Annotated in this window: 26 protein-coding genes and 1 pseudogene; 12 read left to right on the top strand and 15 right to left on the bottom strand. The window is 67.3% G+C overall.

Annotated features, from left to right (window positions below):
* Nucleotides 1-308 precede the first annotated feature (308 nt).
* From rpsN to rpmB, 3 genes are read right to left on the bottom strand one after another with little or no spacing between them, the layout of a single operon-like run.
* Nucleotides 309-614 (bottom strand): 30S ribosomal protein S14, encoded by a 306-nt coding sequence (gene rpsN / locus AC1DKN_RS20360; RefSeq protein ID WP_026266887.1) that lies wholly within the window; start codon nucleotides 612-614, stop codon nucleotides 309-311.
* 4 nt (nucleotides 615-618) lie between these two features.
* A complete protein-coding gene (gene rpmG, locus AC1DKN_RS20355; protein ID WP_003798558.1) occupies nucleotides 619-786 on the bottom strand; it encodes a 50S ribosomal protein L33 in 168 nt (55 codons plus the stop codon).
* Nucleotides 786-1022 (bottom strand): 50S ribosomal protein L28, encoded by a 237-nt coding sequence (gene rpmB, locus AC1DKN_RS20350; protein WP_011693744.1) that lies wholly within the window; start codon nucleotides 1020-1022, stop codon nucleotides 786-788. The genes rpmG and rpmB overlap by 1 nt, the downstream gene beginning before the upstream one ends.
* Nucleotides 1023-1523: 501 nt before the next feature.
* Here rpmB and AC1DKN_RS20345 point away from each other — a divergent pair.
* Genes AC1DKN_RS20345 through AC1DKN_RS20335 form a run of 3 tightly spaced genes read left to right on the top strand, consistent with a single transcriptional unit; the run spans nucleotide 1524 to nucleotide 4289 of the window.
* The gene (locus tag AC1DKN_RS20345; protein WP_476872326.1) at nucleotides 1524-2966 is read left to right on the top strand and encodes a ferredoxin reductase family protein; all 1443 of its coding nucleotides are present in this window, start codon (nucleotides 1524-1526) and stop codon (nucleotides 2964-2966) included.
* Nucleotides 2963-3478, top strand: coding sequence for an FMN-binding protein (locus AC1DKN_RS20340; protein WP_476872325.1), 516 nt, complete (start codon nucleotides 2963-2965; stop codon nucleotides 3476-3478). The genes AC1DKN_RS20345 and AC1DKN_RS20340 overlap by 4 nt, the downstream gene beginning before the upstream one ends.
* Nucleotides 3479-3518: 40 nt before the next feature.
* The gene (locus AC1DKN_RS20335) at nucleotides 3519-4289 is read left to right on the top strand and encodes an FAD:protein FMN transferase (RefSeq protein WP_476872329.1); all 771 of its coding nucleotides are present in this window, start codon (nucleotides 3519-3521) and stop codon (nucleotides 4287-4289) included.
* 9 nt (nucleotides 4290-4298) lie between these two features.
* Here the strand turns inward: AC1DKN_RS20335 and AC1DKN_RS20330 are convergent, their stop codons facing one another.
* A complete protein-coding gene (locus AC1DKN_RS20330; RefSeq protein ID WP_028276862.1) occupies nucleotides 4299-5060 on the bottom strand; it encodes an SGNH/GDSL hydrolase family protein in 762 nt (253 codons plus the stop codon).
* A gap of 82 nt (nucleotides 5061-5142) precedes the next feature.
* Nucleotides 5143-5622 carry a MarR family winged helix-turn-helix transcriptional regulator gene (locus AC1DKN_RS20325; RefSeq protein WP_223915074.1) on the bottom strand — a complete coding sequence of 160 codons (480 nt, stop codon included), beginning with the start codon at nucleotides 5620-5622 and terminating at the stop codon, nucleotides 5143-5145.
* A 102-nt stretch (nucleotides 5623-5724) separates the two neighbouring features.
* Here AC1DKN_RS20325 and AC1DKN_RS20320 point away from each other — a divergent pair, with 102 nt between their 5' ends.
* A complete protein-coding gene (locus tag AC1DKN_RS20320; RefSeq protein ID WP_018776102.1) occupies nucleotides 5725-6012 on the top strand; it encodes a YciI family protein in 288 nt (95 codons plus the stop codon).
* Nucleotides 6013-6022: 10 nt separating this feature from the next.
* Here AC1DKN_RS20320 and AC1DKN_RS20315 read toward each other — a convergent pair whose 3' ends face one another.
* From AC1DKN_RS20315 to AC1DKN_RS20290, 6 genes are all read right to left on the bottom strand, one after another.
* Nucleotides 6023-6877 carry an SGNH/GDSL hydrolase family protein gene (locus AC1DKN_RS20315; protein ID WP_476872324.1) on the bottom strand — a complete coding sequence of 285 codons (855 nt, stop codon included), beginning with the start codon at nucleotides 6875-6877 and terminating at the stop codon, nucleotides 6023-6025.
* A gap of 371 nt (nucleotides 6878-7248) precedes the next feature.
* Complete coding sequence (locus tag AC1DKN_RS20310) at nucleotides 7249-8271, bottom strand: siderophore-interacting protein (RefSeq protein ID WP_476872323.1); 1023 nt, start codon at nucleotides 8269-8271, stop codon at nucleotides 7249-7251.
* A 119-nt stretch (nucleotides 8272-8390) separates the two neighbouring features.
* Nucleotides 8391-9221 carry an ABC transporter ATP-binding protein gene (locus tag AC1DKN_RS20305; RefSeq protein ID WP_476872322.1) on the bottom strand — a complete coding sequence of 277 codons (831 nt, stop codon included), beginning with the start codon at nucleotides 9219-9221 and terminating at the stop codon, nucleotides 8391-8393.
* A gap of 1 nt (nucleotide 9222) precedes the next feature.
* Entirely contained in the window at nucleotides 9223-10260 is a 1038-nt protein-coding gene (locus AC1DKN_RS20300) for a FecCD family ABC transporter permease (RefSeq protein ID WP_476872328.1), read from the bottom strand.
* Nucleotides 10261-10394: 134 nt separating this feature from the next.
* Nucleotides 10395-11462 carry a FecCD family ABC transporter permease gene (locus AC1DKN_RS20295; protein WP_476872321.1) on the bottom strand — a complete coding sequence of 356 codons (1068 nt, stop codon included), beginning with the start codon at nucleotides 11460-11462 and terminating at the stop codon, nucleotides 10395-10397.
* A 9-nt stretch (nucleotides 11463-11471) separates the two neighbouring features.
* Nucleotides 11472-12581, bottom strand: coding sequence for an iron-siderophore ABC transporter substrate-binding protein (locus AC1DKN_RS20290; protein WP_476872320.1), 1110 nt, complete (start codon nucleotides 12579-12581; stop codon nucleotides 11472-11474).
* A 253-nt stretch (nucleotides 12582-12834) separates the two neighbouring features.
* On the opposite strand from AC1DKN_RS20290, the gene AC1DKN_RS20285 reads away from it, so the two are divergent.
* A complete protein-coding gene (locus AC1DKN_RS20285) occupies nucleotides 12835-12963 on the top strand; it encodes a hypothetical protein (RefSeq protein WP_476851701.1) in 129 nt (42 codons plus the stop codon).
* Nucleotides 12964-13082: 119 nt separating this feature from the next.
* Nucleotides 13083-13577: an FBP domain-containing protein gene (locus AC1DKN_RS20280; protein ID WP_476851702.1), complete on the top strand. Its 495-nt coding sequence runs from the start codon at nucleotides 13083-13085 to the stop codon at nucleotides 13575-13577.
* A 96-nt stretch (nucleotides 13578-13673) separates the two neighbouring features.
* On the opposite strand, the gene AC1DKN_RS20275 is transcribed toward AC1DKN_RS20280, so the two are convergent.
* The 3 genes and pseudogenes from AC1DKN_RS20275 to AC1DKN_RS20265 all read right to left on the bottom strand — a co-directional run bounded on the left by AC1DKN_RS20275 (nucleotide 13674) and on the right by AC1DKN_RS20265 (nucleotide 19755).
* Entirely contained in the window at nucleotides 13674-17201 is a 3528-nt protein-coding gene (locus AC1DKN_RS20275) for an ATP-binding protein (protein ID WP_476872319.1), read from the bottom strand.
* Nucleotides 17202-17413: 212 nt separating this feature from the next.
* Nucleotides 17414-18280: pseudogene (locus AC1DKN_RS20270) on the bottom strand (DUF4194 domain-containing protein); the annotation flags it as partial.
* A gap of 2 nt (nucleotides 18281-18282) precedes the next feature.
* On the bottom strand, nucleotides 18283-19755 hold the full coding sequence (locus AC1DKN_RS20265) for a DUF3375 family protein (RefSeq protein WP_476872318.1): 1473 nt from the start codon (nucleotides 19753-19755) through the stop codon (nucleotides 18283-18285).
* Between the two features lie 164 nt (nucleotides 19756-19919).
* On the opposite strand from AC1DKN_RS20265, the gene AC1DKN_RS20260 reads away from it, so the two are divergent.
* From AC1DKN_RS20260 to AC1DKN_RS20245, 4 genes are all read left to right on the top strand, one after another.
* Nucleotides 19920-20300 carry a PepSY domain-containing protein gene (locus AC1DKN_RS20260; RefSeq protein ID WP_476872317.1) on the top strand — a complete coding sequence of 127 codons (381 nt, stop codon included), beginning with the start codon at nucleotides 19920-19922 and terminating at the stop codon, nucleotides 20298-20300.
* A gap of 203 nt (nucleotides 20301-20503) precedes the next feature.
* Nucleotides 20504-20842, top strand: coding sequence for a hypothetical protein (locus tag AC1DKN_RS20255; RefSeq protein WP_476858079.1), 339 nt, complete (start codon nucleotides 20504-20506; stop codon nucleotides 20840-20842).
* 63 nt (nucleotides 20843-20905) lie between these two features.
* Nucleotides 20906-22942 carry an acyl-CoA dehydrogenase family protein gene (locus tag AC1DKN_RS20250; RefSeq protein ID WP_476872316.1) on the top strand — a complete coding sequence of 679 codons (2037 nt, stop codon included), beginning with the start codon at nucleotides 20906-20908 and terminating at the stop codon, nucleotides 22940-22942.
* 116 nt (nucleotides 22943-23058) lie between these two features.
* Nucleotides 23059-23889, top strand: coding sequence for a hypothetical protein (locus AC1DKN_RS20245; RefSeq protein WP_476872315.1), 831 nt, complete (start codon nucleotides 23059-23061; stop codon nucleotides 23887-23889).
* A gap of 26 nt (nucleotides 23890-23915) precedes the next feature.
* Here the strand turns inward: AC1DKN_RS20245 and AC1DKN_RS20240 are convergent, their stop codons facing one another.
* Nucleotides 23916-24332 (bottom strand): YchJ family protein, encoded by a 417-nt coding sequence (locus AC1DKN_RS20240; protein WP_476872327.1) that lies wholly within the window; start codon nucleotides 24330-24332, stop codon nucleotides 23916-23918.
* Between the two features lie 290 nt (nucleotides 24333-24622).
* On the opposite strand from AC1DKN_RS20240, the gene AC1DKN_RS20235 reads away from it, so the two are divergent.
* Entirely contained in the window at nucleotides 24623-25231 is a 609-nt protein-coding gene (locus tag AC1DKN_RS20235; protein WP_230007271.1) for a hypothetical protein, read from the top strand.
* Nucleotides 25232-25271: 40 nt separating this feature from the next.
* Nucleotides 25272-26276, top strand: coding sequence for an aldo/keto reductase family protein (locus AC1DKN_RS20230; protein ID WP_476872314.1), 1005 nt, complete (start codon nucleotides 25272-25274; stop codon nucleotides 26274-26276).
* Nucleotide 26277 lies beyond the last annotated feature (1 nt).

Below are 26277 nucleotides of genomic sequence, written 5' to 3'. Positions count from 1 at the left end.
GGATTGGCCGCCTCCGGTTCCCAGCATTTCCGCTGGTCTCCCTCGCGGCGACTTAGAAAACAATACACCCACCACGCCCCCACCGCAACTCCACCCCCCACACCCACCCCACCACCCAAAAACCCCGCCACCACAACCCAAAACCACCCAACCAGGCCCGCCGGCGTCGTAAGCCCGCAGTGTGTGGTGCGTCACCGCCGAAGGGAACAGTGGGGGGCGTGAAACCGCCAAGTCCTTAAACGCGAGAAGGGCCGGCAACCAAATGGTTGCCGGCCCTTCTTCAAGCCACTGGCTTCAGGAGTCCTGAATTACCAGGAAGACTTCGTGATGCCCGGGAGCTCACCGCGGTGAGCCATGTCGCGGAAGCGAACACGGGAGATGCCGAACTTCTGGAAGGTACCGCGCGGACGGCCATCGATGATGTCGCGGTTACGCAGACGTACCGGCGAGGCGTTGCGGGGCAGCTTCTGCAGGCCGAGGCGAGCAGCTTCGCGTACTTCGTCGGTTGAGTTGGGATCAACCAGAGCCTTCTTCAGTTCGAGGCGCTTTGCAGCGTAACGCTCGACGATGACTTTACGCTGTTCGTTCTTAGCGATCATTGACTTCTTAGCCATGTGTTTAGCGCTCCTCTCGGAATTCGACGTGCTGGCGGATTTTGGGGTCGTACTTCTTCAGGACCAGACGGTCCGGGTCGTTACGACGGTTCTTGCGCGTCACGTAGGTGTAGCCCGTGCCCGCGGTCGACTTCAGCTTGATGATCGGACGTACGTCCTTATCCTTTGCCATTAGAGCTTCACTCCTCGTGCCAGGATGGCGGCGACGACTACGTCAATGCCGCGTACGTCGATGGTCTTGATGCCACGAGCAGAAACCTGCAGCGTGACATTACGGCGCAGGGACGGAACCCAGTAGCGCTTCTTCTGGATGTTCGGGTCGAACCGGCGCTTGTTGCGACGGTGCGAGTGCGAAATGCTGTGTCCAAAGCCCGGCTCGGCTCCGGTCACCTGGCAGTGTGCTGCCATGACGACTCTCCTCAAAAAATAAATGAAACGGCTAACGGAGTTCCCGTTGACCGTGCGTTGGGCGGCGTCCGCATCCGGCCCCCTCCCCCAACCGTCGTTGTCCGCGGGATTCAGACGGCACAAACCGTCTGCTTCCTCACTGCGGCGAAGATTGTGGGCCACGGGCACCTGGCGCCGGCGATCTGTTGGACCGTCATTGCGAAGTGCCGGGATGCTGGGCGAATACAGGAATGCGCGCAACTTGAGCCCCTAACTACCGGCCGCCAGGACCGTCGATTTTTCAGACGGGTCCTGCCAACCGGAGCAATTGCGCACGCTCCGCGCCACCTAGCGCCTACCAAGTCTACGAGTTCGGCGATTTAAAGGCCAATCCGGCGCTGAATGGTGTATAGGGCAGTGCCCCACAGCCAGTGCAGGCGTCGGGCCGGTGCCCTCCCGAGTCATATGCCCGACGAAGGCTTTTCACAGCGAAATGATAGGCAGGGGGGCAATTCTGGATCCATGAACACACAACTTCTGACGAACCGTCCCGGGATTCGCCGCAGCTCCGGCGGCGTTGCGAACCCCTTCAGGGCGCAGTACCGCCGGCGGTTGCTAAGAGCGGATCTGCTGACGGTCCTTTTCTGGACGTCGCTGGCCGGCGCGGTCGCCTTGTGGCTGGCCGACGGCGGAATGGCCGGCTTCTCGACTCCAGCCGGTTCCTTCACCGCGCTGGGGATTGTAGCCGGCCTCGCCGGCATGGACCTGGTGCTTCTCATGCTGCTGCTGGCGGCCCGAATCCCACTCATCGACCAGACAGTCGGCCACGACCGCGCCCTTGAGTTTCACCGCAAGCTGGGCAAACCGGCCCTGTACCTGCTGCTGGCCCACGGAGTCCTCATTGCGATCGGCTACGGCATGGCGGAAGGGCTGGACCCCGTCAGCGAGTCGGTTGCCCTCTGGGTCCTTGTGCCTGACATGTGGCTGGCCTACATTTCCATGCTCCTGTTCATCGCCGTCGTCGTCACCTCCCTGGTAGCCGTCCGACGTCGGTTCCCTTACGAATTCTGGTACGCCGTCCACCTCCTGACATACGCGGCCGTGCTGACCTCACTCCCCCACCAGTTCAGCGTGGGCGCTCTCTTTGCCGAGGGAACCTGGCAGCGCTGGTACTGGCTGGCCCTCTGCATCGCGACCGGCGCCGCGCTCCTCTACTACCGGGTGGTCCAGCCTGTGGTGGCAACATTCAGGCACCAGTTGACCGTCAAGCGCGTGGTGCGGGTGGCCCCCGGGGTGGTCAGCATTGAAATGTCCGGTCTTCGACTGGACGAGCTGACAGGCAGTGGCGGCCGGTTCTTTATCTGGCGGTTCCTGGCTCCGGGCCTGTGGTGGCATCCGCATCCGTTCAGCCTGTCCGCCGAACCCGTCCACTTCGACGCCGCCGGCCAGGGCACGCTGAGGATCACTGTCCGCAACCTGGGCAAGGGGTCATCCCAGCTGGCGTCGCTGAAGCCCGGCACCAAGGTGGCAGTGGAGGGACCGTACGGGCTGTTCAGCACGTCCGCGCGGAGCCGCACCCATGTGGTCATGGTGGGAGCCGGAATTGGCATCACGCCGGTTCGTGCCCTGCTGGAGAGCACGCCATTCCAGCCCGGCAACGCCACTGTCATCCTCCGCGGCCACAGTGAATCCGAGCTCTACCTGGGCGAGGAGATCCTCGATCTCTGCCGGCGCCGCGGCGCCACGCTCTTCCACTTGACCGGCTCCCGCCCGGCCGGCATCCAGACCTGGCTTCCGGAGCACGCCGCCCGTGCCGGCCACCGGCTTGCCAGTTATGACCCGAAGATCGCCGACGCCGACGTGTACGTCTGCGGCCCCTCCGCCTGGGCAGACAACGTGCTTGAAGACGCCCGCGCAGCCGGCGTCCGGGAAGACCAAATCCACTACGAAAGGTTCGACTGGTGAGAACCCGCGCAGCAGTTTCAGCCGCCCTGGCCTCCGCCGGCATCCTCATCGCCGGCTGGCAGTCCGGCGTCCATGTAGCCGATACCGGCAGCTCCGTCGCAAGCGCGGCCGCCGGGACCACCGGGTCCACGGGTTCGTCTGGCTCAAGCGGAACGTCCGGGTCCACGGGTTCTTCCGGCTCAAGCGGAACGTCCGGCGCGTCGGGTGCGGGCACCACAGGGGCCTCGGCCAAGGCCGTAGGGACGTACCCTGGCTCGGTCGTCCAGACCCGGTTCGGCTCCGTGCAGGTGCAAATCACGGTTCAAGCCGGAAAGATCACCGACGTCACGGCGCTGCAGCTGACCGATGCTGAACGAAAGTCCGTGCAGATCAGCAACCGGGCCGCCCCGCTCCTGCGCGCCGAAGTGCTCCAATCCCAGTCCGCGGATGTGCAGACCATCAGTGGTGCCACGGTGACTTCCGAGGCGTACTTGAACTCCTTGCAGGCGGCCCTCGATGCAGCCAACCTCTGAGCTGGGCGGCTCTGCCCTGCGGGCCAGGACGTTTGGCTCGATGGGCACAGTCATCAGCCTGACCGTTCCAGCGGCGGCCGTCCCGGAAACTGCGGGCGGGGAGGGCGGGCTCTACGCCGCAAGCGCCGCCGTCGAGCGCGTCTTTGCCGGGTTGGACGAAACCTTCAGCCTGTACCGCCCCGACTCCGAGGCCAGCCGGCTGGCGCGCGGCGAGCTTTCCCTGCGGGACTCATCCGCCGCGATGCGGGACCGCTACGCGGAGTCGCTCGGCTGGCGGCTCAGGACGGAGGGCGCGTTCTCCCCGGAGCGGCCCGACGGTGTGCTGGACCTTTCGGGGCTTATCAAGGGCTACGCGATCGGGCAGGCCGGTGAGGCATTGCGGAGCCGCGGGATCACCGACTGGTGCCTGAATGCCGGCGGCGACGTGCTGGTGATGGGCTCGCCCGTGCCGGGCAGCGGAACCGGGTGGGCGGCCGGCGTTGTTGACCCGATGGACCGCTCGGCGTTGCTTGCCGCCTACGAGCTGGGCGGACCTGGCACCCGGTGCGCCCTTGCGACGTCGGGCTCAGCGGAGCGGGGTGACCATATCTGGGCAGCGGGAGCCGGAAGCCGGACCGCGGGCTTCTCCGGCGCCGGGTTCGCCCAGGTCTCCGTGGCTGCGGCGGACATTGTCACCGCCGATGTGCTCGCGACGGCGATCGTGGCCGGCGGGACCGCGATGCTGCACCGGGCCACGGACGGTTGGGAGATCGATGTCCTCGCCGTCCGCCGCAACGGGGAGCTGCTCGCGACGCCGGGGTTCCGCGCCTAGGGTGCCGTTCTAGAGGTGGGTCAGCTGGCCGTACTTCGGCTCCAGGCCGTCGCCGGACGACTTGCCGGTGACGCGCCGGACAACCCACGGGCCGGCGAATTCGCGGACCCACCGGGCATTCGCGCGGAGGGCATCCACCCGGCTCAGCTCGGGAACCGGCGTCATGGGCGGGACGTCAATCGAGTGCTCGTGTGCCAGCACCGTGAGGACGCGCTTGGCCATGTTCGCGTGGCCGGCGGCAGACATGTGCATCCGGTCCGTGGCCCACATGCCCCAGTCGTAGTACTCGCTGAAACGCCAGTAGTCGACCAGCAGGGCCCCGTGGTCCCCGGCGATGCCGCGAACCAGTTCGTTGTAGATGGCCGTACGGCCGCGCATGGTGCCGAAAATCTTGGAGCCCCGCGCGTCGAAGCCGGTGAACATCACCACGGTGGCGCCGGTGGCCGTGAGCTTGCGGATCCCGGCATCGTATTCGGCCAGCAGGTCATCGATGTCGACCTTGGGCCGGAGGATGTCGTTGGCGCCAGCGTAGATGCTGACCAGGGTGGGATGGAGGGCGACGGCGGCATCGACCTGTTCGGCCAGGATCTGGCGGAGTTTCCGGCCGCGGATGGCAAGATTCGCGTACCCGAAGCCGGGATCGGCGGCGCCAAGCCCCTCTGCCACCCGGTCCGCCCAGCCCCGGACGCCGTTGGGCCGGGTAGGGTCGTCGTCGCCGACGCCTTCCGTGAAGGAGTCTCCAAGGGCCACATAGCGGGACGTGAAATCCATGGATCCAGTCTGCCAGCAGTTGCCGTGAGCAACAAAGACGGGGGAGTCCGACGTCGGACTGCGGCGCCTTCGGCTGTCGCGCTTAGATGTCGCGCAGGATCCAGTGGTCGTCGTCGAGTCGGGCCACGATCTTTTCGCCGATCCGGGCCAGGTCCGCGACGTCCTCGGGGCTCAGGGCGTCGAGGAACAGTGAGCGGACCGCCTCAACATGGCCCGGGGCGAGTTTCACAATCGTCTGCATCCCGGCATCGGTCAGGTGGGCCGTGGTCACGCGGGCGTCGCCCGGGTGCGGCCTGCGCTCCAGCCAGCCGCGGTTCTGCAGCTTGGTGACCACATGCGAGAGCCGGGACAGGGAGGCGCTGGTGCGCGCGGCGAGCTCACTCATGGGCAGGAAGCGCCCTTCGGCCTCGGAAAGCATCGCCAGCACGTTGTAGTCGAACAGGGAAAGCTTGCCCGCGGCGTGGAGCTGGGTGTCCAGGGCGGCCGGCAGCATGGTGTTGATGCTGAGCTGGGCCAGCCAGGCCCGTCGTTCGTCGGCGTTGAGCCAGCGGGGTTCGGTCATGGCTACATTCTAGGAGACTGGAAGCTTGACGATTCAACTTCAGCCGGGCATTTCCGGAAAACTTCCCGCCTGTCCGTGGCCAGCTACCGGTAGGCTGGCCGCATGTACGTAGTCTCCCTGACATACAAAGTCCCCGAGGACATTGTGGAGTTCCATCTTCCGGCGCACGTGACGTGGCTGCAGGCAGCCTTCGACGACGGCGTCTTCATGGTCGCGGGGCGCAAAATCCCCCGCACCGGCGGTCTGTTGCTCTCGAACGCGGACCGGGCCAGCCTTGACGCCGCCCTGGCCAAGGACCCGTTCTACGTCAACGGTGTGGCTGAATTCGAGGTCATGGAGTTCCACGCCAACAGGGTGGCTCCGGGCTACGAAAACCTGCTGGACAGCTGAGTCCCGGCGGCTACCCGGCGCCGGACTGGCCGCTGGCGCGCTGGTCGTACAGCAGTTTCTTCAGGCCGCCCTTGCGCGGGACCCGCACGGGTTCGGGCCAGCGCGGCCGGAGCTGATCGCCGAGGGTAACGCCGCGGAGCTTCCGCCCGAACAACGGCAATACCCAGTCGCGGACCCAGCGGCGCTGCCGGCGTTCCCACTCCCGCAGGCCCGGCTTCACGGGCGGTTCCCAATCCCTGGGTTTGATCTTGTGCGGCACGCCGAGGTGGTCCAGGACCTGTGAGGCGAGGTATTTGTGGCCTGCCTTGGACATATGCAGCCGGTCCGAATCCCACATCCGCGGGTCATGGAAGGCGTCGAAGCACCAGTAGTCCACCAGCACCGCGCCGTAGCGGCCGGCGATCTCGCGGACGCGCCGGTTATAGAAGGCGTTGCGTTTCTTCAGCGGCTCCAGCAGCGCCGAGACCTTGACGTCGAAGCCGGTGAAGAGCACCAGCGTTGCCCCCGTGCCGGCGAGCGCAGCCACCAGGGACTCGTAGTCCCGCATGAGGGCCCCGATGTCCGTGCCGAAATCCAGGATGTCGTTGCCGCCCGCGTAGAGCGTGACGAGGGTCGGCTCCATGGCCACGGCGGGACCGAGCTGTTCGCCGGCGATGTGACGCAGCCGTTTGCTGCGGATGGCCAGATTGGCGTACTCCCACCCCGGCTGCGCCTTGGCCAGCCTCTCCGCAACCCGGTCTGCCCAGCCCCGCACGCCGTTGGGGAAGCGGGGATCGTAGTCCCCCACGCCCTCGGTGAAGGAATCCCCCAAGGCAACAAAGACCCGCCGCCCACCCCGATCCGGAAGCAAAGGAACTGAACCCATCCGTCCAAACTAACCCCCGCAAAAAGCGGCCAGGGAAAGGGAGAGTTAACCCAAGATGACCGGCCGAGCGAGCCGCAACCGCAACCGCAACCGCAACCGCAACCGGCGAGTGTCCTTAATGTCACCCGGGCCGCACTGAAGGTAACCCACCCCCAAGACCGCAATCGCCGCTTTGCAAAGGAGCGCATCGCCGACTAAGGCCGCCCGCGGCCGCAGGAGGTGTCTAAGCGACGGCAAAGCAGCGATTGCGGGCGAAGCCGCACAGCAACCTGCACACCGCGAGCGACGGCAAAGCAGCGGTGGCGGGCGTAAGCCCGGAAGGACCTGCGGGAGCGTCAGGGCAAGAACCGCAGGACCTGCGGGAGCGTCGGTTACAGCTCAGCTTTCCCCTGCCGCCAGTACCCCATGAACGCGACCTGTTTCCGGTCAATCCCCACGTCCCGCACCAAGTACCGCCGCAACTCCTTGACGGTGCCCGCTTCGCCGGCGATCCAGGCGTAGAACGGCAGTGCCCCGGCGGGCTTATCCGGGTTCTTGCCGGCTCCGATCATCGCGGCGTCCATCCGGGCGGGGGTCTCCCAGAGGATGTCCTGGTCCACGTTCACGTCATCGGGTTCGGGCCCTGCCCCGCCGCCGGCCGCAGAATCAGAGGGCGGCCGGAGGCCGACCCAGCCGGGTTCGGGAACAGCGGCGCGGACGGCTTCCTGCAGGAGTTCGCCATGCGGACGTGAGCGGCCGATCGAGGCGCCGCGTGCCAGCCAGGTGATTTCGACGTCGGCGTCGGACCTCAGATCCAGGAAGTCGCCGGGCTCGGGGACCTCAAGAAACGCATGTCCGCTGATGTACGACGGGAGGCTTTCCAGGATGGCGCTGATGGCCGGGACAGCGGTCTCGTCACCGGCAAGCAGTACGCGCTGGGCCAGGCCCGGCCGCCATTCGATGCCGGAGTAGGTCTCCGCCGTGACACAGTGCGCGGCCCGGTTGTTGGGTCCAATGAGGGTGAGGGCGTCGCCGGGCCTGGCGTTCAGCGCCCAGTTCGCGGCGGGTCCGCCGTTTCCGGCGGCGTCGAAGTGCATGACAAAGTCGACGTCGATCCCCGGATACACGGAGTCGAGGCGTTCCTGCCGCACTGTGTAGGTGCGCATGGAGCCACGGATCGCGGGATCCATGGCCAGCCATTCCTGGTACCAGCCGGACTGCTCCATGTGGAACACCGGCAGCGGCAGCTGGGTGCTGTCCCCGGCAAGGGACGGGATCATCAGCTTCACGCGCAGGTCCAGGGTTTCGCCGTGGACGCCGAAGCCACGCAGGGAGTATCCGCCGAAGGTGATCCGGCGGAAGTTGGGGCTGAGCTCCTGCACCGCGGCGACCGTCACGTCGAACGCCAGGGTCATTGGTTGGCTGGGCGGCTGGTTGCTTACGCCAGAGGGAGTACGGCGTATCCGCGACTGGCTGCTGTCTGCTGCAGTGCCGCCCGTTGCACTGCCGGCTGTTGCACTGCTGTTAACTGCCCTCATGGGACCAACTCCAGGGTTGCTGTTTCTGCTTTTGGGAACTCGGCGTGGTGCCGGCCGAGCGGGATGATCAGTGGCGTGCCGGAAATGGGGTCGGGCAGCACCCGCGAGTCCAGGCCGAAGACGTGTCGGACCAAGTCCTCGGTGACGACGTCGGTAGAGGTGCCCTCGGCCACGATCCTGCCGCCTTTCATGGCGATGACATGGTCCGCATACCGGGCCGCCAGGTTCAGGTCGTGCAGGACGATTGCCACGGTGGTGCCGCGGCGCCGGTTCAGGTCCGTGATTAGGTCCAGGACCTCCACCTGGTGGGCCAGATCCAGGTAGGTGGTTGGCTCGTCGAGCAGCAGAACGTCGGTTTCCTGGGCCAGCGCCATCGCGATCCAGACGCGCTGGCGCTGCCCGCCCGAGAGTTCGTCGACGTTGCGTTCGGCGAGCTCCAGCGTTTCGGTGGCTTCCAGCGCACGGTGCACAGCGAGATCGTCACCCGCGCTCCAGCTGCGGAAGAAGCCTTGGTGCGGGTAGCGTCCGCGGCCAACGAGGTCGCGGACCAGAATGCCGTCGGGGGCGGTGGGGTGCTGCGGGAGCAGGCCGAGGATGCGGGCGAGTTCTTTGGCCGGGCGGGAATGGATGTCCTTGCCGTCCAGGGTCACGGTGCCGCCGGCCGGCTTCAGCAGCCTGGACAGGCCGCGGAGGAGCGTGGATTTGCCGCAGGCGTTGGCGCCCACGATCATTGTCACCTTCCCCTCGGGAATCTCCGCCGTGAGGCCTTCCACCACCCGGCGCTGGTCGTACTGCAGCGTCAGGTCCTTGGCGTTGAGAACTGCCATGTCAGGCGTCCTTTCGGTTGGCCGTGACCAGGAGCCACAGCAGGAACGGTGCTCCCAGCGCGCCGGTGACCACACCGACGGGAAGGACGGTGCCGTCCAGCAGCAGGGGTGCGATGTTGGCGGCGAAGTAGTCGGCGGCGAGGACAATCAGGGCGCCGACGAACGCGCCGGCCGGAAGACTGGCCTTGCCCGTGAAGCGGCGCGCGATGGGGCCGGCCAGGAAGGCGACGAAGGCCACGGGCCCGGCAGCTGCAGTGGCGACGGCGGCAAGGGCGACGGCAACGGCCACCACGCCCAGCCGGGTGATGCCCACCCGGATGCCGAGCCCGGCGGCGGCGGCGTCTCCGAGTTCCAGGATGCGCAGAGGGCCGGCGAGGACGGCGGCGGCGGGCACCAGGACCAGCAGCGCCAGGGCCAGCACTCCGGCACGGTCCCAGCTGGCGGAATTCAGGGATCCGTTCAGCCAGATCAGGGCCTCGGCCGCGGTGCGGATATCGGCCCGCGTCATGAGGAAGTTGACCACTGCGTTCAATGCCGCGGCGATGCCGATGCCGGCCAGGATGAGCCGGCTTCCGGCTGTGTTGGCGTGATTGCCGCCGCCAGATCCGAGGGAACCGCTGCGCGAGATTGTGTAGATCAGGACGGCTACCGCCACGGCCCCGCACAGTGCCGCGCCGGACACCGCCGCTCCGGAGGCGCCGAAAACGACGATGGCGGTGACGGCGGCCGCGCTGGCCCCGTAGCTGATGCCGATCACGTCGGGACTGGCCAGTGGATTGCGCAGCATCGTCTGGAACAGGGTGCCCGAGAGCCCGAAGGCAATGCCGATCATGGTGCCGATGACTGCCCGCGGCAGCTTGGTTTCCATCACGATGAAGCTGGCGCCGGGGATCCTCTCGCCACCGGTGAGGTGGGCCGTGAGGATCCTGACGAAGTCCGGGACGGTGACGGTGTAGCTGCCCAGCAGGATGCTGACGGCGAGGAGCACAACGACGGCGAAGGCCAGCAGGGCCGTCCGGCCCATCGACACACGGCCCATCAGCACACGGCCCATCGGCGCACTGCGCAGCGGCCCCACATTGGCGCGGACCGGGCCGGCCGGTTCGGCCAGTTCGCGCTCGGCGGGTGCGTTCTCCCCCAGCTCGCGCCTGACGTTGGCGAGGTCTGCTTTGCTCACAGCCCTGCCCCCTTCCCGCGGCGGACCAGCCACACAAAGACAGGCGCACCCACCAGCGCCGTCATGATGCCCGCCGGGACTTCGCCGGGCAACAGGATGACACGGCCCACCACGTCCGACAGCAGGAGCAGCACCGGTGCCAGGACCAGCGAGAACGGCAGGATCCAGCGGTAGTCCGGGCCGGTCAGGAAGCGGACGGCGTGCGGAACCACCAGGCCGACGAATCCGATCGGCCCGGCCAGCGCCGTGGCCGAGCCGCAGAGCAGCACAATGCCCAGCGCGGTGACGGCGCGGACCAGTCCGACGCGCTGGCCCAGGCCGCGGGCGATGTCATCCCCGAGGGCCAGGCTGTTAAGGATCCGTCCGGTGAACAGCACAATCAGCGCCCCGGCGGCCAGGAACGGCAGCCCGGGCAGCACCACAGACCAGTCCCGGCCGGCGATCCCTCCCACCTGCCAGAAGCGAAACCGGTCCAGGGTGTCCTGGCTGGAGACCAGGACGACGTTCATCAGCGAATACAGCCCCGCGCTCAGGGCCGCGCCAGCCAGTGCCAGTTTGACCGGCGTCGCGCCTTCCCTGCCAAGTGACGCGATCAGGTAGACGACGACGGCGGCTGCCGCGGAGCCGATGAACGCGAACCAGATGTAGCCGGTCAGCGACGAGACGCCGAAGACGTAGATCCCGGTGACGACGGCGAGGGCCGCGCCGGCGTTGACACCGATGATCCCCGGGTCCGCGAGCGGGTTGCGGGCCACCCCCTGCATGGCCGCGCCGGCCAGTCCGAGGGCGCCGCCGGCGAGCAGGCCCAGCACGGTGCGGGGGATGCGGGCGTGGATGACGGCGTGGTCGCCGTCGGCGGGGTCGAACTGCGTCAGGGCCTGCCAGACGGTGCCGAGCGGCACTCCGCGGGCACCCACAGCCAGGGACGCCGCGCAGACCAGGACAAGGACGACGACGGCGGCCAGCAGCCAGGCGGCCTGCTTGGCGGCGGCTTTCCTCCCGGCGGGGGCGACAGGTGCGCCGGGCACACTGCCGGCGGGCGCCGTCGCCGTACTGATTGCCATGGATGCGTGTTATTTCGCTGCGGCCGCGACTTTGTCCGCTGCAGTGGCCAGCTGCGGCAGGAACGTGTCCAGGGACCACGGCAGGCTCAGCGGCGAGGAAGCGGAGATGGACAGGGTCAGCGTGTTGTTCGAGTCGGCAACCAGCGCGCCGGCCTTGACGGCCGGGATCTGGCCCAGCAGCGGGTCAGCCTTGATGGAGTCGGTGGTGGCGGCATCCGGCACCCAGGTCACGAAGATGTCCGAGGTGAGTTCGTTGGCCTTTTCGGCGGACCACGGGATGAAGAATTCCTTGGAGCCCTTGGAGTTGTCCTCGACAACGGATGCGAGCTTCATGCCGATTTCGTTGAGGAAGCGGGGACGGTTGTCGTTGGCCGTGTAGACGTTGACGCCGTCGCTCTTGTCCGGTTCCAGGTTGCCGTAGATGAAAGACTTTCCGGCGATCTGGGGGTACTTGGAGACCTTGTCCTTGATCGTGGCCTCGGTGTCGGAGACCAGCTTGGCGGCTTCGACTTCCTTGCCAAGGGCCTTGCCGATGATGGTGGTGGAGTCCTGCCACGGCGTGCCGTAGGCCAGCTCCGGGTGCGCCACGACGGGGGCGATCTCGCTGAGCTTCTTGTAGTCCTCCTCCGTCAGGCCGGAGTAGGCGCCGAGGATGACGTCAGGGTTCAGCTTGGCGATCTCGGTGAAGTTGATGCCGTCAGCCTCGGAGAACTGGACGGGAGCCTTCGCGGAACCGAACCCGGCGCCGAGCTCTTCCAGTGCGGCATCCTTCCACGGTGTGGAGCCCTTGTCGTTACCGCCCCATTCGTTCTTAGGCACGCCCACGGGAACCACGCCGAGGGCGATCGCGACGTCGTCGTTGACCCAGGAAACGGTGACTACGCGCTTGGGCTGTTCCTTGATGGTGGTCTCGCCGAAGACGTGCTTGATGGTCACCGGGAAGACGGTGCTGGCCGGCTGGGAGGGAGCGTCCGCCGCCGCCGAGCCGGCAGGTCCGGTAGAGCAGGCGGTCAGGGTCAGCGCGACGGCGGCCAGGAGGGCTGCGGCCCGCCCTGCGCTCTTGCGGAGGCGGCGGCCGGCGGGGCGGCCGCCTGAACGGGTGAAAAGGGCGGAAGCCACGGAACTCCTTAGGTAAGTGATGCAAACCTAAGTAAGGCTAGCCTATCCTTTGTAGAATTAAGTAAGGTTTGAGTAACGTAATTGTCTCAATTGCCCTTTGAAGTGCACCGGAGCATCGATGCGCCCCTCGTTGCACTACTCAAGGCCCAGCCGCCGGGTGCGGAATGCGAACTGGACACGAATCCCGGGCTTTGCAAGGATGGGCTCGCCGGATAATCGGAACCGGTGATGTGTTGGGACGGGGGAAGTGGGCATGGACATCGCGACGATGACTGTTGCCACGGTCAGCGGGGTGGCCGCTGTGGCCTGCTACGCGCCCGCGCTCCTGCCAGCCCCGCCCGCGCAGGCCCTTCCCGCGAAGTCCCGGACCAGCACGGACTAGTCCCGCGAGACGCCTTGCCCCACACCGGAGTTGCAGGCTGGCAGTCTTCTGCCCACAATCCGCCTGGCGCGCCGCGCGCCCGTCTGGCCGGAGCCATCCGATTTTCGAAAGTGTCCGTCATGCAAAAATTCACGGCGCAGCAGATCCGCTCGTCCTTCATCAACGCGAGCCGCTCAGAAGCCGCCAAACTCAATCTGCCCAAGAGCTTCGACACCCTGGATTGGGAAGCATTGGACTTCCTGGCCTGGCGGGACGCGAAGATGCCCCTCCGCGGCTATCTCGTGGTGCAGGGGCCGAAGGGTCCCACCGGCATCATGCTCCGGGCCCCTGAAGGCGGGGCCAAGAAGAACCGTTCCGTGCTCTGCGAGCTGTGCCGGGACGTGTTCTCCAAGGACGACGTCCTGCTGTGGGTGGCCAAGCGCGCCGGGCAGTCCGGCCGCAACGGCAACACGCTGGGCACCTTGATCTGCGCCGATTTCCTGTGCTGCCGCAATGTCAGGGTGGAGCCTGCGGCCAACGAGATCAACCCGGACCCGGCCGCGGTCGTGCTGCGGCAGATCGAAGGGCTGGTGGCCCGCACGGCCCAGTTCGTGGAGCGCGTCCAAGGCAATTAGCCCCGACACAAGCAACGCGGGGTCACTTACGGCCCATTACGGTGGCGTTTATGGGCCGTAAGTGACCCCGCGTTGCTTCAAGGGAGAGGGGTGAGGTCAGCGCAGGACGATGTCCACGGGGTTCGCCTCGGAGCGCCAGGTGCCCTCCGTGCCCGGACGTGCGGCGATCACCGGAGCCGTCAGGACACCGGAACGGTTGGTGCGCTTGTCCCGGAGGATCTCCGTCACCGAGCCAAGGTGCCGGGAAAGGTCGATGACGTTCTCCGGCGCGGCCAGCAGGAGCTGGAAGCCGAACTCATGCAGCGCCTTGATGCCCGCGCCGGCGAATTCCTCCGAGGCGAGCACGAACGCCTCGTCCATCATGACCGTGCCGTACGTGGTGAAGCCCTGCTCGGCGATGCCCAGCTGGTAGCTCAGCGCCGCCGCCATGATGAACGCGGTGAAGCGCTGCCGCTCGCCACCGGACATGGAGCCGGTGTCCGCGTGCATGTAGACCTCGGTCTTCTTCGCGCCCTTCGCTGCCCCCTTGGCACCGGCGCCCTTGGAACCGGCACCCTGGACTTCGCGGTGTTCCTTGCACTGGATGAACAGGTGGCCGCGGACGTCCAGCACTTCGGCCCGCCAGCGGCGGTCCTCCGGGGTCTGCGAGCCGAGCCGCTTCACGAGCGTTTCGAGCGACTTGTAGCGGGTGGTGAGCTCGGCGTCGTCGTCCCCCTCCGCTCCGGACGCAGCAGCGGACGCTGCAGTAACCGCCTTGCCGGGCCGGGTGTGCCGGACCTTGAGCGCGTTCTGGATGGCGTCCTTGAACTGCTTCGCCGTCGCCGGCAGTGTCTGCTTGATGTCGAGTTCCAGGAAGCTGCCCTCGTGGAAGTTGACCTCGGACAGGATCCCGTTCAGCGGCAGGATGCGGCTCGTGATGGCGCGCCGCTCCTCGTCGAGCAGGTGCAGCAGGGTGGAAAAGGATTCGTGCGTCCGCTGGTTGAAGAACTGCCGGAACTCGGCCTCCTGGGCGGGCAGCCCGTCGCTGACAATCGCGTGGTAGCGGGATTCGAACTCCCCCGCGGCGCCGATCGAGGTGCCGTGGTCCGCGGATATCGCCGTGCCCCACTCCCGGACGAAACCCTCGAAAATGCGGGTGAGGCGCTCCGAGGTGGCCTGCCCGCGGGACTCGGCGACGTGCAGTTCGGCCAGGAGCCTGGTGCGGACCTGGTTGGCGAGGTTGTCGAGTTCGTGCATCTCCAGGACGTCACCGAAGCCGGTGAAGTACGGTTCCAGCGCGGCGACGCCGGCGTCCGACGGCGGTGCCTGCGCCAGCCGGGTGCGTGCGGCATCGAGCAGCGCACCAGCGGCGGTCATGCGCGCATCGAGGGCCTTGTACTCGCTTTGCAGCACGGCCGCGGATTCGGTGCTGGACTGGTGCTTGTGCCGCGCGGCTTCGATGCTGGCGCGGAGCGGTTCGAGGTCGGCCTGTGCGGCGAGGGCGTCCTTGAGGCGCTTCTCGATCCGGGCGAGCTCCTCGCCGGCCACGGCGGCCGACACCTGTTCCCAGGGCCGGTGGTCCTCGGCCACCCGGCGCAAGGCTTCAAGCTGCCGGGTCATGCCTTGGTGCGACTCTTCCCGGCTTTGCGCCAGCTCGGCGGCCTTGGCCAGCTCCTGCTGCAGGTCCTCAACCTGGGCCGCCACCAGTTCGAGCTTGGCGGCATTGTCGAACCCGAGGACGTAGTCCTGGCGGGATGTGAAGCGGTCATCCTTTTCCACTGTGTGGCGGTTGCGCTTGACCACACCGCCCAGGCTCAGGCCCTTGTCCAGGCCGGCGAGCTCGTCCGGGTTTTCCACACACGGGTAGGCGAAGTCGAGGGCAATCCGTTCGCGGAGCCAGGCGCTGGACTGCGCAAGCGCCTGGGCGTGTGGCCCGGCCGGCAGCCCGGCATCGGTGAGGAAACTGAGCTTGGTCAGCAGGTCGCGATCGGCCACGTCCTCGACGGCCAGCGCGCCGCCGGCCAGGGGCCGGGAGACGTCCACGGCACGCAGCGCCCCGCGCACGGAATGGTCGTTGAGGTAACGGGTGACTGCCGCGAAGTGCTCGCCCGGGACCAGCAGCGTGGTGGCCAGGCTCCGCAGCGCGCGCTCGGCAGCCGGGCGCCACTGTTCCTGGCCCTCGGCAAGGTCGATCAGCTCGCCGCCGAAAGGCATCTGCTCCTCGGGCACGCCCGTGGCAGCGGCAATGGCGCTCCGGTTTTCAATGCTCGACGGCGGCAGCAACGATTTGCGCGTCTTCAGCGAGACGAGCTCCTGCTGGGCCGCGGCGAGTTCGCGCTTCCGGGTGGCGTGGCCATCAAAGGCCTCGAAGCGCAGTTCCTTGAGCGCCTCGGAGTCGTCCTGGAGCTCAGCCGAGCGTGCCGCGGCGTGCTCGTGGGCCTGATCCCAGCCGGCGGCCGACCACTGCAGTTCCAGCCCGGCGTCGGTCAGCGCCTTGCGGGTCGATGCCTCGACTTCCTGCCGGAGCTTGAGCCCCACCCGGGCGTTCTCCAGGGACTGCTCGATCGCGGAAATCGCGTTGCCGCCCTGGTTGTTGTACTCGCCCTCCAGCTGGCGCAGTTCCTTGGCGAAGCCGTCACGGACAGCGCGTTCGGCGGCCAGGTCCGTGGCCTTCGCCTGGGCCAGCTCCTTCAGCCGCGCCAGGGTCTTCTCGTGGACAGTGACCGCGAGCTGCTGCCTGTAAGCCTCGAATTCCTCACCTGTTAGGTCCCGCAGCCGGTTCGCGTCCAGGAGCGCCTGCGCGTATTCCTTGTTCAGCCCGGGGACGGGGGCCAGCTGGTCGCGCTGCTGCCGGACGTCCTCGAGGCGCTGCCGGATGGACATGAGGTTGCTGAATTCCTCGACGACGTCATCCGCCGCGGCCAGCGTGGCAGGGGCATCGAGGACCTGGTCGCGGAAGAAGGTGTTGACGCTGCCCCCGAGACCCTTGCCGGCCTGGATAACGCGCAGCAGCGGAAGGGCCTGATCCGAATTGATGCCGAGAAGCCGGCGGAATCGTTCGGCGAAGGCCTTGTGGACGTCGAAGATCTGGGCGTCCGGGAAGATCGCGTCCAGCGCAGACTTGGTGAACCGCTTCTCCGCGATGCCCTCGATCGCCGCGAGGTCCAGCGGCTTGTTATCGATCACGTAGTACCGGCCGACGCTGGATTCCGTGCCGTTCTTGGGCAGGTCGAAAAGCGCCGAAACCGTCACCCGCGTGCCGGCGGCGTTGTCGAACGTCAGCGCGACGGCGGACCAGGTCGCGCCGGGGCGCTGGAATGCACTCGCCGAGCCCTCTCCCACGGCCTTGTCGCCTACCTTGCCGCGCATGTACGTGAACGTGGTGCGCTTGTCCTCGACGGCGCCGCCCGCCCGCTGTGCAGCCGCTTCGTTGGAGCGCGGACGGGCGTCGAAGACCCGAAGCATGGCATCGAACAGCGTGGACTTTCCGACGCCCGAATTGCCGGTCAGCAGTGTGCCGTTGCGGTCCACGTGCATCGTGTGGGCGCCATGGAATGTGCCCCAGTTGACCACCTGGACCAGGGCCAGGCGCATCTGGCCGGGGTTGGTGAGCTCGCCCATCGGCAGCATGGTTGCGATGCTCACTTGGTCTCCTCGGCTTCTTCAGTGTGGCTGGGTGACGACGACGGCGATGCCGCCCCCGCCCCTGCGCCGCGCAGCTGATCTTCGATCAGCTCAGCGCGCGGCTCCGACAGGCCCGATGCCACTCCCGGGGCGGCATCGCCGTCGTCGTTGTACGGGTCACCGTGGGCGTCCGCAGCGACTGCGGTGCCGCTGTTCACGTCACGTTCGGCGACGGCATCGCCGTCGTCGTCCGGGTCTTCCTCCGCGTTTGCCGAGGTGTCTGTGTCGAGCTCCAGGAGCGGCTCCGTTCCCGACTGGTCTGTGCTGGCTGCCACCAGGGCTTCGATTTGGGCCGGGATGTCGCCGATGTTTTCGAACGGCAGGGCCAGCGGGAGGGCGTTGGAGATGGTGTAGACCTCGTCCAGGCCCGTGGCGAGCAGGAGCTGGCGGGCCAGGAGCTTGGTGATGGCGCGATTGACGACGTCGGCATCGCGCAGGGCGTCCTGCTGGCCGGTGGGCTGGTAGTGGGCGACGAGTTCGGCGATTTCCTCGCGCGTGATCGTCGGGTCCGTCTGGGCGGTGACGTGCCGGTCCAGGAGCAGGCGCAGGCGGAGCAGGACGATGGTCTCGACCCGGCTCAGGGCACGCTGCTGGCGCAGGATACTGGAACGCGTACTGCCGCCGATCGCCTCGGGGTCAACCGGGCGCAGGACGGCGACCTTGCGCTCGTGGTCCAGTTGCAGCGTGAGGAAGAGTTCGGAGAGGCGGCTGCGCAGGATCAGCTGGTTGTCCAGGAGCGTGGTCCACAGCTTTTCGTCGCGGCCGCCGTCGATGTAGGGGCCCTTGAGCAGCTTCACGAGCGCCTGCCGCACCTTCATGGGCAGCACGCCGGTGTCGCCCGGGAAGAGCGCGGCGCCGTCGACGAACGTGTCCCGGGGGGTGACGATGAAGGGGTCGCCCCGGACGTGGGCGCCATCGCTGTCCGCGGGCGCAGACTCGGGCGCGGACTGCAGGTCCGCCGCCGCGGTCTCGGTCGCGGTCTCTGCCGTGGTTTCTGTCGTGGTCTCGGTCAGGGTCTCGGTCACAGTCTCTTCAGTCATGGTCAATCCTTCGCGAGCGTGACGACGGGCAGGTAAGCGGTGCGGGGGGTGCCGTCGATTTGTTCGAATTCGATGGGGCCCCAGGTCCCCCGGTCGAAGCCGGCACCTTCGTGGAGGGTCTGCGACAACAGGGCCCGGATGGAGTTGATGTGGCGTTCCTCTGCCGGCAGCTGCGCCCAGGCCTCGGTAAGGGTTGAGGCCCCCGCGAGCGCGGCGCGGATGGCCTCCGGCTTGGCCTTGGCGGTCCGGGGCGAGCGCGCCCGGTCCGAGTCGGAGAACGCGATGGGGTCGGCCAGCTTGGGTGGAGCCGCGAATTCGTCAGGGTCGAAGAGCTTGACCATGGCCAGGGACTCGAAACCGGCGCTGAACAGCACCGGGCCGCGGACCAGGCCGGGCCGTTCGCGCTCGTACGGCAGGGTGCGGATCGCCTGCTCAGCCTCCCGCAGGACCTTCCGGAGCCGGACCGACTGCCGGAAGTCGTCACTTTGGACGTAGGTGTTGAGGCTCTCGCTGAGCTTGCCGTAGATCCGCTGGATCTGGCTGTGCTGGGTGCGGAGTTCGGCCACAAGGTTCTTGAGCGTCTCGCGTTCATCGTGGCTGAGCTCGTCCGCGAACTGCCGGCTCAGGACTTCGCCGATCGCCGACCGGAACCTCAGCTGTTGTTGCGGGTCCTCCAGGAACGCGGTGAAGGAGCGGAACGTCCGGCCTTCGGGACTCTGCCGCAGCCGCTTGTCGGCCTCGAGCACTTGGGCCATGGTGGCGCCCTTGCTGAGCGATTCCTCGATGATCTGGTTGCGCAGCTCCCCCACGAGCTCTTCGATCCGGTCACGCATCTTCTTGTAGTCCGCGGGCAGGCTGGCCGCGAGATCGAGGATGTTGCCTGCCGCCTCCACAGCCTCGTCGTCGTCGAGCAGCCCGTCGAAATCGCCGGAGCTGATGTCTTCCATCAGCTGGCGGCGCTCGTCGATCTCCTCTTCGAGGGATTCAATGCGTGCGCTCTGGTCCGGGTTGGTCTCGTTGGCGAGCTTCTCGACGTCGCCCAGCAGTGTGCCGAGCCGGGAGCCGTTCAGCGTGGACCGCTCGCTGGAGAGGCTGTCCAGGAAAGCCAGGACGCGGGCAGCAGGTTCCGTTACTTCGTAAACGATCTGGCCCGACTGGTTCCGGCGGGTCAGGAAGTTCTTGCGGGTCCATTCGTCCGCGTATTTCTTTCCGGAAAGTGTGCCGTTGGCCGAGCCGCTGTGCTGCTCTCCGGTGCCGGGGGCCTGCCGGCGGAGCTGCTCGAGGAAGGCGTCGACGTCGGCGTGGAACTGTTCCAGCGGCAGCTGGGCGCGCGTGCGGGTGAAGGAGGCCTGGAGCACGGCGATCACCCAAGGCGCCGAACGCGTCAGCGCCCAGGCAGGTCCCTTGGTAAGGAGCTCAAGGTCCCGGAGCCGGGTGCTGATGGCGTCGGCTGATGACACGGCGGAACGGGACACGCGCTCTCCTTCGGCTGCCAGGGGATGGTTTGGGGTGGCGTTGCGGGGCAGCGGATTCGAAAAACTGCCAGCTACAAGGTTAACGCAGGGCCCCGCCCGCATTTATCGTTGTCTGCTCCCCTATGTCGGCGCACACTGGAATGACCAGCCGAAGGGAGACGATCATGCGCAAGAGAACGGTCTGGATCACGGGGGCGGCCTCTGCAGCGGTGGTGCTGGGGGGAGCGTCAATTGCGGTCGGGGCCACCCAGGCCAGGGATGTCTGGTCCGGAAGTGCGGGCGCCCTCACCGCCAAGATCGGGAACTTTGAGATCGGTGACGATTCCGATGGACCGGCGCTTAGTGACGCCGACCGTGCCATGGCAACACAGGTTGCGTTGGCGAAGGTGGGCCAGGGCAGCGTTACCGAAGTGGAGCGGGATGACGACTCCGGCGCGGCCTACGAGGTCGAGGTACGCCTCAACGACGGGTCCCAGGTCGAAGTCGCCCTCGGCGCGGACTTCCAGGTCATGAGCCAGAGCGCCCCTGAACACGACGAAGACTGACACCGGGCAGCCTCCCGGCACTGACAAGCGCAGCGACCCCCCGATCAGTGAGGGTGCCGCAACTCAGCCGTGACCTACGCCCCGGTAGCATTTCGATCCCGCATCAAGAGGCCCCCAACGTCCAAAGGACCCTAGTTCAGCACGCCCACGGCACCCTACGCTCGGGCTACTGGTTCAACCGGAGCAATGGTGCAGGGGGAAGAATGCAGTTCGACCTAAGCGCAGTGGAAACCGGCACGATGGTGGTCATTGGAACCCTCGTGTTTGCCGTGATGATCGGCGCCTTCATGATGGTGTCCGCATTCGCGGCCATGGTTTTGGTCGGTGTCGGCCGGCTCGCCTGGTACCTCGTGGCCGGCGCGGTGGTGGGCCTGGTCCACGGCATCAACCACGGTTGGGACCGGCTGGTCCACCACGCCTCAACGGTGGAGATGCCCGCCGATTTCCAGGTCGACTTCGGCACGGACTTCCGGTCCGACTTTCCGGGCCAGGCCTCCCCTAGCACAGGCACTTACCCGCGAGTAGTATTGCGGGACAGCTGAAGGGTCCTCCACCCGCGGCGGATCCAGGGCTCAAGCCGGTCACCCGGTTAGAGGAGATGCCCCGTGAGCTCCGCCATCGAAGACCCCGCCACCACACCCGGTACTCCAGCGTCAGATTCTCCAACATCAGGCATTCCGATTCCGGCGGCCGACGGGGACGCTGAGCACGTCGGCCCCGACGCGACGGCCGCCGACGCCCGCGCCATTGCCGAGGCCGCCCGCGAAACCAGTTGGAGCCAGCCCAGCTTCGCGAAGGGCCTCTACCTTGGCAGCTTCGATTTGTCGCTGATACACCCGTGGCCCGAGGCCCCCGCCGACGACGTCGAACGCGGCGAGGCGTTCATGGCCCGGCTGGCCGACTACTGCCGCACGATGTCCGGGCGCACCATCGAACGCGACGACCGGATCCCGGACGACTATCTCAAAGGGCTCGCGGAGCTCGGTGTGTTCGGAATGAAGATTCCCCGCGAATACGGCGGACTGGGCCTCACGCTCGTGTATTACGGCCGCGCACTGGCCCTGCTGGGCTCGGTGCACCCAAGCCTCGGCGCCCTGATCTCCGCGCACCAGTCGATCGGCGTACCGGAGCCCGTCAAGGTCTTTGGCACTCCGGCCCAGAAGCGCGAATACCTGCCCCGCTGCGCCGCCGGCGCCGTCACCGCTTTCCTGCTCACCGAGCCCGACGTCGGCAGCGACCCCGCCCGGATGGGCAGCACGGCCGTCCTCTCCGACGACGGCGAGTCGTACCTCCTGGACGGCGTCAAGCTCTGGACCACCAACGGTGTTATCGCCGAACTCGTCGTGGCGATGGCCCTCGTGCCGCCGCACACCGATGCGGACGGGACCGCCCACAAAGGCGGTATCAGCGCCTTCGTGGTCGAAATGGACACCCCTGGCATTACCGTGGAAAACCGCAACACCTTCATGGGGCTCCGCGGGATCGAAAACGGCGTCACCCGCTTCCACCAGGTCAGGGTCCCCGCTGCCAACCGGCTGGGCCGGGAAGGCCAGGGCCTGAAGATCGCCCTCACCACACTGAACACGGGCCGGCTCTCCATCCCCGCGCTGTGCGTCGCCACGGGCCGGTGGAGCCTGAAGATCGCCCGCGAATGGTCCGACGCCCGCACCCAGTGGGGCCGGCCGATCGGCCAGCATGAGGCAGTGGGCAAGAAAATCGCCTTCATCGCCGCCAGCGCCTTCGCCCTGGACGCCGTGTTTGAACTCTCTGCGGAAATGGCCGACGCCGGGCAGAAAGACATCCGGATCGAGGCGGCCCTGGCCAAGCTGTGGTCCACGGAGATCAGCTGCCTCATCGCGGACGAACTCGTGCAGATCCGCGGCGGCCGGGGCTTTGAAACGGCGGACTCCCTCGAAGCCCGCGGCGAGCGCGCCGTCGCCGCGGAACAGCAGCTCCGCGATATGAGAATCAACAGGATCTTCGAGGGGTCCTCGGAAATCATGAGGTTGCTGATCGCCCGCGAGGCCGTGGACGCGCACCTGGCCGCCGCGGGAGACCTCGCCTCGGAGGATGCCCGCCTCTCCGACAAGGCGAAGGCCGCCGTCGGCGCCTCCGGCTTCTACGCGAAGTGGCTGCCCAAACTCGTGGCCGGCGCCGGCATGGACCCGCGCTCCTACAGCGACTTCGGCCGGCTCGCGAAACAGCTGCGCTACGTGGAGCGCTCCTCCCGGCGCCTCGCCCGGCAGACCTTCTACGGGATGGGCCGGTGGCAGGCCAAACTTGAGCACAAGCAGGCGTTCCTGGGCCGGATCGTGGACATCGGTGCGGAGCTGTTTGCCATGGCAGCCTGCTGTTCGCGCGCCGAGATGCTGCTGCGGACGCAGCCGGAACGCGGCGCCTCCGCGTACGAACTCGCCGAGGCGTACTGCGAACAGGCCCGTGTTCGCGTCGACGAATATTTCGACCGGCTGTGGCGGAACACCGACGACGCCGACCATGCCCTGGCCCGCAAGACACTGGCCGGGGACTACACCTGGCTGGAAGCCGGAATCCTCGACCAGTCTGAAGGGACCGGTCCATGGATCGCGGACGCCAGCCGGCGCGCCTCCGTCCGGGAGGACCTGCACCGCAAGTACCGCTGACGGGCCGTCGCCACGGATAGTAAGCATCCTTGCTAACCGGATTCCGCCGTGGTTAGGTTGACGCCAGACCGGCGTCTCCAGTGTGCCCGGTCATTCAGCGAAAGTGAGCAGCCCTCATGAGCAGCACCGCAGGCCCCGACGACAAGACGACACAACACGCCGCGCAGGACGACGCCACAACCCGCCCGGTGACAGCAGTCCGCCACGACGACCCCGTGCGCGACGCACCGGTCCGCGATGTCGACCCCGTCCGCGACGCACCGGTCCGCGATGCTGTTCACGACACTGTCGTGGAAGAGATCCCCACGCGCGAGACGGTAGTGGCCCGCGAGAAGGAACAGTTCGGCGGCATCAAGGTCGGCTCGGCATTCTTCGGCTGGCTGACGGCCACGGGTACGGCCGTGCTGCTCACCGCGCTGGTCGCTGCCGGCGGTACCGCCGTCGGCCTGGCCACCAACACCGATGTGAACGACGCCGTCGACCAGGCCTCCAGCAATCAGACGGTCGGGCTGACCGGCATCATCGTGCTGCTCGTGATCCTGCTGGTCGCCTACTACTGCGGCGGATACGTCGCCGGGCGCATGGCCCGCTTCAACGGCGCCAGGCAGGGCTTCATGGTCTGGATCTGGGCCCTGATCGCCGCGATCGTCGTCGCCGTGCTGGGCCTGGTCGCCGGGCAGCGCTTCAACATCCTGGCCAACCTGAACAGCTTCCCGCGGATCCCGATCAACGAGGGCGAATTGAACACCCTGAGCATCATCGCGGCGATCGTCGTGGCCGCGGTGGCTTTGGTGGGCGCAGTGCTGGGCGGCCTCGCGGGAATGCGTTTCCACCGCAGGGTGGACCGGGCCGGCTTCAGCCCGGCAGCAACGGTTGAGAACCACCCCGTCAGGGACAACTCAGCCGGAGAGAACTCAGCACGGGACAACTCAGCCGGGCGCCCCTAGCCGCGACGGCGTCAGCCCCGGAGGGCTCAGCCGGCAACGACGCCATCTACGTAGTACCAGCGCCGGTCCACCCGCACAAAGCGGCTGGTTTCGCGGTGCAGGCCGCCTTCGCCCTCGTGCCGGTAGTGCGCCGCGAATTCCACGGTGCCTTCGCTGTCCAGCGGGCCGCCGCGGCTGGTGGAGAGGATGTCCAGGCGTCGCCACTGCATGCCGGAATCAAACTCCAGCTCAGCGGGCCGAGTGTCCGGGTGCCAGGTCCGGAGCAGGTACCCCGCGTCGTGGACTACGAAGGCGCTGTACCGGGAGCGCATAAGCTGCTCCGCCGTAGGCGCCTCGGCGTCCCCGCGATGGAACCGGCCGCAGCAGTGCACATACGCCTCGCCCGACAGGCACGGGCAGTTCCCCTCATACGGCGCGAAATATGCCGCTTCCGGAATACTCACGGAGCGGTCCGTGCCAGATGCTCCGGCGGGCTCGGAATCGGCTGCTGCGGCGTGCGTCACAAGGTGTCCTTCCGGCGGGCCGGACGACGCCGGCGGGGCTGTCTCCGACTATAGACGCCCGGCCGGCGGGGCCCGTGCCCCGCCCGCGGATAACGGCTTCGACACATATTCGCCACGACTGCCGGGGGCGGCACGGGGCCAGCGAAAAGTACGTATTGTTAAGGGGGCTCCTGCCCGCCGCGTGCTAGCGGCAGGGACCACGCTGAAGCAGGCCGGCAAGGAGGGGTGACATGGAAGATCCAACGACCATTGCGCTGAACCTGACTTTTTTCGGGACCCTCGGCGTGGCGTTCTTCATGTTCCTCGGCCTCTTCCTGGTCTTCGCCGCCACCCTCGTGCTCGCAGGGATCGGCCGGCTGGCGGCAGTCGTTGTCTTGGCCGTCGCCGGGCTCGTCCGCGGAACCCCGGTATCACGGGAAAATGGGGCTGGGGAAGAGCCGGCGCCGCACCGGCCGGCAAAGGCAGCGAAGCCCGCACGCCCCGCCCGGAATGCAGCCAAAAAGGAACCCGCACTGTCCCCGGAGTGGGCGGCCGCCGTGGCCCGGGCAGATGCCCGCGCCGCCGCGAGGGCCAGGGCCGAGGCCGGACCCGCCGTACGGGTCACCGTCCGGGACCTGCCCGACCCCCTGGCACCGGCACAGGACATCACAGAAGTCTCTGCCCTCGTGCAGTCTGCCACGGACACCAATGGAACACTTGGCTCCGTCCCGCGGGCGTTCAAAAAGCCGCCCATGCCCGCAGCGAAGTCCCTGCTGGACACCGGATCGCTCGTGGCGCTGCGCGGCACTCCGCCGGCCGGGAAGGCCAAACAGCCGGTCCAGGAACGCAAGGCCGGCTGAGCCCTTACCCCGGGCAGGCAAGTCCGCTACGTTGGAACCCATGGAATTCAGATACCTCGGGAACAGCGGCTTCAAGATTTCAGAAATCACGTTTGGCAACTGGCTGACCCATGGCTCCCAAGTGGAGAACGATGTCGCCACCCAGTGCGTCCGGGCCGCGCTCGACGCCGGTATCAGCACCTTCGACACGGCCGACGTGTACGCCAACACAGCGGCGGAGACGGTCCTCGGAGCAGCCTTGAAGGACGAGCGCCGCGAGTCGCTGGAAATTTTCACGAAGGTCTTCGGCCCCACCGGGCCCAAGGGCCACAACGATCTCGGCCTGTCCCGCAAGCACATCATGGAATCCATCAACGGCTCCCTCACCCGGCTGCAGACCGACTACGTGGACCTCTACCAGGCACACCGCTACGACTACGAGACGCCGCTGGAAGAGACCATGCAGGCCTTCGCGGACATCGTGCGGCAGGGCAAGGCCCTGTACATCGGGGTCAGCGAGTGGACGGCCAACCAGATCCGCGACGGCCATGCCCTCGCCAAGGAACTGGGCTTCCAGCTGATCTCCAACCAGCCTCAGTACTCCATGCTGTGGCGGGTGATCGAGGCCGAGGTGATTCCGGCGTCGGAAGAACTGGGCCTATCCCAGATTGTCTGGTCCCCGATTGCCCAGGGCGTGCTGAGCGGCAAGTACCACCCCGGCAAGCCTGCCCCTGAGGGCAGCCGCGCCACGGACTCCAAGGGCGGTTCACGGATGATCGAGCGTTGGATGTCCAACGAGGTCCTCACCGGCGTCCAGCAGCTCAAGCCGATCGCGGAGGAGGCCGGGCTGACCATGGCGCAGCTCAGCATCGCCTGGGTGCTGCAGAACAAGAACGTGGCCTCCGCGATCATGGGCGCGTCCCGGCCGGAGCAGATCGAGATAAACGTCGCGGCAGCCGGCGTGAAGCTGGACGCGGTGATCATGGACAAGATCGACGCCGTCATCGGCTCACTGGCCGAACGCGACCCCGCGCAGACCAAGTCGCCCGCCTCCCGCGAGGCCTAGG

The sequence above is a fragment of the Arthrobacter sp. 01N444 genome, from assembly GCF_056399305.1.
Note: the sequence above shows the minus strand (reverse complement) of the source record. Positions and strands in the feature narration are given on the sequence as shown.

What these genes read in the sequence shown, in the direction of transcription:
- rpsN (WP_026266887.1), bottom strand. Translation starts at nt 614, where the DNA reads ATGGCTAAGAAGTCAATGATCGCTAAGAACGAACAGCGTAAAGTCATC.
- rpmG (WP_003798558.1), bottom strand. Translation starts at nt 786, where the DNA reads ATGGCAAAGGATAAGGACGTACGTCCGATCATCAAGCTGAAGTCGACC.
- rpmB (WP_011693744.1), bottom strand. Translation starts at nt 1,022, where the DNA reads ATGGCAGCACACTGCCAGGTGACCGGAGCCGAGCCGGGCTTTGGACAC.
- AC1DKN_RS20345 (WP_476872326.1), top strand. Translation starts at nt 1,524, where the DNA reads ATGAACACACAACTTCTGACGAACCGTCCCGGGATTCGCCGCAGCTCC.
- AC1DKN_RS20335 (WP_476872329.1), top strand. Translation starts at nt 3,519, where the DNA reads ATGGGCACAGTCATCAGCCTGACCGTTCCAGCGGCGGCCGTCCCGGAA.
- AC1DKN_RS20330 (WP_028276862.1), bottom strand. Translation starts at nt 5,060, where the DNA reads ATGGATTTCACGTCCCGCTATGTGGCCCTTGGAGACTCCTTCACGGAA.
- AC1DKN_RS20325 (WP_223915074.1), bottom strand. Translation starts at nt 5,622, where the DNA reads ATGACCGAACCCCGCTGGCTCAACGCCGACGAACGACGGGCCTGGCTG.
- AC1DKN_RS20320 (WP_018776102.1), top strand. Translation starts at nt 5,725, where the DNA reads ATGTACGTAGTCTCCCTGACATACAAAGTCCCCGAGGACATTGTGGAG.
- AC1DKN_RS20315 (WP_476872324.1), bottom strand. Translation starts at nt 6,877, where the DNA reads ATGGGTTCAGTTCCTTTGCTTCCGGATCGGGGTGGGCGGCGGGTCTTT.
- AC1DKN_RS20310 (WP_476872323.1), bottom strand. Translation starts at nt 8,271, where the DNA reads ATGACCCTGGCGTTCGACGTGACGGTCGCCGCGGTGCAGGAGCTCAGC.
- AC1DKN_RS20305 (WP_476872322.1), bottom strand. Translation starts at nt 9,221, where the DNA reads ATGGCAGTTCTCAACGCCAAGGACCTGACGCTGCAGTACGACCAGCGC.
- AC1DKN_RS20300 (WP_476872328.1), bottom strand. Translation starts at nt 10,260, where the DNA reads ATGGGCCGTGTGTCGATGGGCCGGACGGCCCTGCTGGCCTTCGCCGTC.
- AC1DKN_RS20295 (WP_476872321.1), bottom strand. Translation starts at nt 11,462, where the DNA reads ATGGCAATCAGTACGGCGACGGCGCCCGCCGGCAGTGTGCCCGGCGCA.
- AC1DKN_RS20285 (WP_476851701.1), top strand. Translation starts at nt 12,835, where the DNA reads ATGGACATCGCGACGATGACTGTTGCCACGGTCAGCGGGGTGGCCGCT.
- AC1DKN_RS20280 (WP_476851702.1), top strand. Translation starts at nt 13,083, where the DNA reads ATGCAAAAATTCACGGCGCAGCAGATCCGCTCGTCCTTCATCAACGCG.
- AC1DKN_RS20260 (WP_476872317.1), top strand. Translation starts at nt 19,920, where the DNA reads ATGCGCAAGAGAACGGTCTGGATCACGGGGGCGGCCTCTGCAGCGGTG.
- AC1DKN_RS20255 (WP_476858079.1), top strand. Translation starts at nt 20,504, where the DNA reads ATGCAGTTCGACCTAAGCGCAGTGGAAACCGGCACGATGGTGGTCATT.
- AC1DKN_RS20245 (WP_476872315.1), top strand. Translation starts at nt 23,059, where the DNA reads ATGAGCAGCACCGCAGGCCCCGACGACAAGACGACACAACACGCCGCG.
- AC1DKN_RS20235 (WP_230007271.1), top strand. Translation starts at nt 24,623, where the DNA reads ATGGAAGATCCAACGACCATTGCGCTGAACCTGACTTTTTTCGGGACC.
- AC1DKN_RS20230 (WP_476872314.1), top strand. Translation starts at nt 25,272, where the DNA reads ATGGAATTCAGATACCTCGGGAACAGCGGCTTCAAGATTTCAGAAATC.